The sequence below is a fragment of the Mesorhizobium sp. M4A.F.Ca.ET.022.05.2.1 genome (assembly GCF_003998845.1).
In the GTDB taxonomy this organism is placed as follows: domain Bacteria; phylum Pseudomonadota; class Alphaproteobacteria; order Rhizobiales; family Rhizobiaceae; genus Mesorhizobium.
This window is the reverse complement of record NZ_RZOJ01000409.1, coordinates 1-5,415: the sequence shown is the minus strand read 5'-3', so window position 1 is coordinate 5,415 and position 5,415 is coordinate 1. Positions and strand designations below refer to the sequence as shown.

General features: G+C 64.2%; 3 protein-coding genes and 1 pseudogene. All 4 read right to left on the bottom strand.

What is annotated here, in order from left to right; all coding sequences use genetic code 11:
* Positions 1–253 (bottom strand): annotated as a pseudogene (locus EN745_RS29125) (DCC1-like thiol-disulfide oxidoreductase family protein); the annotation flags it as partial.
* A 182-nt stretch (positions 254–435) separates the two neighbouring features.
* Entirely contained in the window at positions 436–729 is a 294-nt protein-coding gene (locus EN745_RS29120) for a GYD domain-containing protein (protein WP_126058790.1), read from the bottom strand.
* A gap of 217 nt (positions 730–946) precedes the next feature.
* Entirely contained in the window at positions 947–2,977 is a 2,031-nt protein-coding gene (rpoD, locus tag EN745_RS29115; RefSeq protein WP_126058789.1) for an RNA polymerase sigma factor RpoD, read from the bottom strand.
* A gap of 366 nt (positions 2,978–3,343) precedes the next feature.
* Positions 3,344–5,287 carry a DNA primase gene (gene dnaG / locus EN745_RS29110; protein ID WP_127422829.1) on the bottom strand — a complete coding sequence of 648 codons (1,944 nt, stop codon included), beginning with the start codon at positions 5,285–5,287 and terminating at the stop codon, positions 3,344–3,346.
* Positions 5,288–5,415: the final 128 nt, after the last annotated feature.

The following is a 5,415-nucleotide window of genomic DNA, read 5'->3' as shown; positions in this document are numbered from 1 at the left end:
CTCCGCCACACCGCGATCGCGACGTCGGCGCCGACCAGCAGCCTGCCCTCCGCGTCGGTGGCATGCAGGCGGCGGCGGATATCCCCAGCGAGGCGCCGTATCCGGCAAGCGCCGACGGCTCGAGATTGATGTCACGGAACTTGATCCGGCCCGCCTTGACCGCCTCGACCAGTCGCCGCTTCTGCCTGCTGATGCCGGCATCGCAGACCGGGCAGCGCGTGTTGTACCAGACGGTGAGCGATGGCTTGGACATGTCGAGGCGCGACCTCCCGCACGATCCGGCAATGCCCCAGTGCATGTCGCCCAAAAGTGCGCAGCGGTTTTGGGACATCGACATGCATAAGACAACAGCCTAAGCCGCGCCGTGTGAACCGCTCGGGCACGCCGCGCTTGAACATGCGGTGAGGACTAGCCCGGATTCACCCGGGCCGCGATTCATCCCAGTGAGGTAATGATCTCGCGATAGGCGAATTCCGGGAATGCCTTCAGGGTTCGCGTCCTTACACTGCCGCCCACCGCCAGCATCAGCGCGAAGCGCGCGAGCACCGCATCGTCCGGCGCCTCGACGACGGCCACCATGTCGCATTCGCCCATGGTCAGGTAGAACGCCTTGAACGATCCACCCATGTCGCCCAGCTGCTTCTTGGCGGCGTCGAGCCGCTTCGGTGACTCGCGCACATTTCTGGCACCCTGCTCGGTCCAGTTGAGCAGCATGATGTAAGTCGTCATGGCACACCTCCTCCGGCGCCACGGAGCACGGCGTTAAGGTCGCGGACCTTCCACCGGGGCGGGCATCCGGTTTGTCGCCCGGAAAACGCATCCGACGTGGAAATTATCCGCCTGAAAGACCGAGGCGGCAAGAGCCTGCCGCTGGGCCGCCATCGTCCATGTCTCCACGAAAAAAGGGCGCCAAAGGCGCCCTTTCGAAGATATGTCCAAGCCGGTATCAGCTATCCAGGAAGCTCCGCAGTTTTCTGCTCCGGCTCGGGTGCTTGAGCTTGCGCAGCGCCTTGGCTTCGATCTGGCGGATGCGCTCGCGGGTGACCGAGAACTGCTGGCCGACCTCTTCCAGCGTGTGGTCGGTGTTCATGCCGATGCCGAAGCGCATGCGCAGCACACGTTCCTCGCGCGGCGTCAGCGAGGCGAGCACGCGGGTCGTCGTCTCGCGCAGATTGGCCTGGATCGCCGCATCGATCGGCAGGATCGCCATCTTGTCCTCGATGAAGTCGCCGAGATGCGAATCCTCCTCGTCGCCCACGGGCGTTTCGAGCGAGATCGGCTCCTTGGCGATCTTCAGCACCTTGCGCACCTTTTCCAGCGGCATGGCGAGCTTCTCGGCCAGTTCCTCCGGCGTCGGCTCGCGGCCGATCTCGTGCAGCATCTGGCGCGAGGTGCGCACGATCTTGTTGATCGTCTCGATCATGTGCACCGGAATGCGAATGGTGCGCGCCTGGTCGGCGATCGAGCGGGTGATGGCCTGCCGGATCCACCATGTCGCGTAGGTCGAGAACTTGTAGCCGCGGCGGTATTCGAACTTATCGACCGCCTTCATCAGGCCGATATTGCCTTCCTGGATCAGGTCGAGGAACTGCAGGCCGCGGTTGGTGTATTTCTTGGCGATGGAGATGACGAGGCGAAGGTTCGCCTCGACCATTTCCTTCTTGGCGATGGCGGCTTCCCGCTCACCCTTCTGCACCTGGTTGACGATCTTGCGGAATTCCAGGATCGAGATCGCCGTTTCGGTGGCGAGGTTCTGGATCTCGGCGCGCAGGTCCTTGATCGCGTCCTTCTCGTTCTTGGTGAATTCCTTCCAGCCGCGCGAGGTCAGGTTGGCGATCGAGCGCGTCCAGTTCGGGTCGAGCTCGGAGCCCTGGTACTCCTTGAGGAATTCCTCGCGGCGCACGCCATAGCTCTCGGCGAGCCTCAGCAGCTTGCCTTCGTTCTGCACCAGCCGCTTGTTGATGTCGTAGAGCTGCTCGACGAGCGCCTCGATGCGCGCCGTGTTGAGCGACAGCGACTTCACCGCCTTGATCAGCTGGTCCTTCAACTCCTTCAGCCGGCGGTCCTGGCTTGGCGACAGCGTGCCGGCGGCGGCCAGTCTGTTCTCGACCTGCTGGTCCTGCAGCTTGCGGAGCTTCTTGTAGGTGTCGGCGATGACGTCGAGCGTCTCCATCACCTGCGGACGCAGTTCCGCTTCCATCGCCGCCAGCGACAGGCTCGCCTCGTCCTCGTCGTCCTCGTCCTCTTCCAGCCCGCGGGTGTCGGCGCCGACATTGGTGATGTCGTCCTCTTCTTCGCGCGCGGCGGCGCGGCCGCGCGGCTTTTCCTCGGCCTTGGGGGCTTCCTCGATCCGCTCGACCACCGGCGCCTGCTTGGCTTCCGGCCCGGCATAGGTGGCTTCCAGGTCGATGATCTCGCGCAGCAGGATCTTCGATTCGTTGAGCTCGTCGCGCCAGATGATGATGGCCTGGAAGGTCAGCGGGCTTTCGCACAGGCCCGCGATCATCGTCTCGCGGCCGGCCTCGATGCGCTTGGCGATGGCGATTTCGCCCTCGCGCGACAGAAGCTCGACCGAGCCCATCTCGCGCAGATACATCCGCACCGGATCGTCGGTGCGATCGGTCGGCTCCTTCTTGGTGGTCGTGGTGGCGACCGCCGTGCCGGTCTGCTCGGCGAGCTCATTGGCATCTTCCTCGGCGTCGGCGCCAGAGTCGCCGCCTTCGGGTTCCTCGCCCTGCTCGTCGTCCTCGACGACGTTGATGCCCATGTCGGAAAGCATCGCCATCGTGTCCTCGATCTGCTCGGAGGTCACTTCCTCCGAAGGCAGCACCGAGTTCAGCTCGTCCATCGTGACGTAGCCGCGCTTCTTGGCGGCCTTGATCATCTTCTTGACAGCATCATCGGAAAGGTCGAGCAGAGGGCCATCAGTGGCGCCTTCACGTTCGGTCTCGACCTCTTCCTTTTCCTTTGTCGCCATTCTTTGTCGTCTCCAAGCGGCTTTCTAGCGAAGCCGCGTAAGCTGCAGTGCCGGTCAAATCGGATGCGCTCGCACCAGAACGCTCTTCACCGGGCCAGTAACCGCATCTCTCGTTAAGTCCAGATTAACCCTGATATCTGTGGCAGGCCTTTTGCCCGTCCAGTGACCAGTACCCGGCATCGCTCAATTTTCCCGTCGACGCCTGGCACGGGTTAATATTTCGAATCGTCCTGATTCCGCCATTCTGCCAGAAGGTCAAGCGCCTCTCGCATGATTCGCATGAAAAAAGCGAATCAATTACCCGACTTAGAGGCGTCGATTCGACGCGGGGACATTTCCATTTCGCTCCCTGGACGAGGTTGGACCCTATACGCGTCCAACCCTGCCCGAGGACACGCCGAACCCTTCGATCAGCGCTTCCGTTGCCTGCACATCGTTGAATTGCGCCTGAATCTCGACCAGATGCCGGAAATTTTCGTCCGATGGATCCGCGTCGAGCGCTGCCTGCGCCTGTTTCAGTTCTCTATGTAAGGTGCGCGCGCTGCGCTGCAAGTGCAGCGCCTGGTTGAAGGCATCGCGGGCATCCTCGAGCGCGGCGGTCTCCAGCGCCGGCCATTGCCTGGCGCGCTTGATCAGCGCCACCGCGCGCTCCCAAACCTCGCCGCAGCCAGCACGCTCGATCGTCGCGATCACGGCGCCGCGATCATTGGCCATGTCATGCGCCATGGCATCGAGGATGGCGGCATGCAGCCGCCTCAGATCGCTGTTGGCAAGGTCGAGGAATTCGACGTGAGCGAAATTCTCGTCGATCAGCGCCGGATGGTTGATCAGCGCCACGATGATCGTCGCCTCGCGCACCGACATGCCCTCGCCGCGCTTGACCAGCGCCGACTGGCCGAGGCTCTCGGTGATCGCGATGCGGCCGCCGCCACCCTTGGCGAATTGTCCGCCGGGTGCCGCAGCCTTGCCCTGGCCGCGCTCGCCCGGTCGACCGCCATCATGACGGCCCTGCCGCGGGCCGCGCTGCGAGCCGAAGAAGCTCAGCACCCTCTCGCGCATCTCCTGTTGATAGTGATAGCGCAGGCTCTCGTCGCGGATGCGACTGGTCAACTCGCGCAACGTCTTTTCGAGTTCCGCCCGCCGCTCGGGGGTGTCAAAGACGCCGCCCGCCGTCTCGCGCATCCATAAAAGGTCGACCAGCGGCCGCGCGTCGGCGAGCACGGCGCGGAAAGCGTCCGGCCCCTCGGCCTTGACCAGATCGTCGGGATCCTTTCCTTCCGGCAGCAGCGCAAAGCGCGCCGAGCGACCAGGTTGGACGGCCGGCAGCGCCATATCCGCGGCCCGCCACGCCGCCTTCAGCCCGGCCTTGTCGCCGTCGAAGCAGAGCACCGGCTCCGGCGCCATGCGCCACAGAAGCTCCAGCTGGTTTTCGGTGAGCGCTGTGCCGAGCGGCGCCACGGCGTTCTCGAAGCCGGCCTGCGCCAGCGCGATCACGTCCATATAGCCTTCGACCGCGATGACGGTGCCGCCCTTGGCGAGAGCCTTGCGGGCGCGGGCGAAATTGTAGAGCACGTTGCCCTTGTGGAAGAGCTCGGTGTCCGGCGAGTTCATGTATTTGGCGAGCGCATCGGGCGCCAGCGCCCGGCCGCCGAAGGCAATGATCTTGCCGCGCGAGTCCGGGATCGGGAACATGATGCGGTCGCGGAACCAGTCATAGGAGACCGGAATGTCGTTGCCATGCCGCACCAGCCCACAGGCCTCGATGTCGGCCTTCGGCACGCCCTTGGCGGCAAGATGTTCCTTGAGCGCATTGCGGCTGTCCGGCGCATAACCCAGCCGAAACGACTGCTGTGTCGCCGGCGTCAGCCCGCGGTCGCGCAGATAGGCGCGGGCCTTCGCGCCTTCCGGGCCTTGCAGCCGCTCCTGGAAGAAGGCGGTCGCCATCTCCATGACATCCGTCAGGCTGGCGCGTTCCTTCTCGCGCCGCTCCTCTTGTTCGTCGCGAACCGGCATCGGCACGCCGGCCATGTCGGCGATCTTCTCGACCGCCTCGGGAAAGCTCATGCCGTCGAGTTCGGTCAGGAATTTGAAATGGTCCCCCGACACCGAGCAGCCGAAGCAATGGTAGCGGCCCTTCTTGTCCTCGCAGTGGAAGGACGGGCTCTTCTCGCCATGGAACGGGCAGCAGGCCCAATAGTCGCCGCGCGACGCATTGGTCTTCTTCCTGTCCCACGCGACGCGCTGGCCGATGACCGAGGAAATCGGCACACGGTCGCGGATCTCGTCGAGGAAGGCGGGCGGAAAGCGCATCGGAGACTCTTTTCCCGTCCATATAAGCACGCTTGCCGGACCGCACGACCCCAAATACGGACGATGCCCGGTTTCCACAGGGCGAAGGAAGGCGGCCGTCGCCGGCCGCCTTCCTTCAAGTCCAGTGC

Coding starts and splice junctions, on each gene's coding strand:
- EN745_RS29120 (WP_126058790.1), bottom strand. CDS start 729: ATGACGACTTACATCATGCTGCTCAACTGGACCGAGCAGGGTGCCAGA.
- rpoD (WP_126058789.1), bottom strand. CDS start 2,977: ATGGCGACAAAGGAAAAGGAAGAGGTCGAGACCGAACGTGAAGGCGCC.
- dnaG (WP_127422829.1), bottom strand. CDS start 5,287: ATGCGCTTTCCGCCCGCCTTCCTCGACGAGATCCGCGACCGTGTGCCG.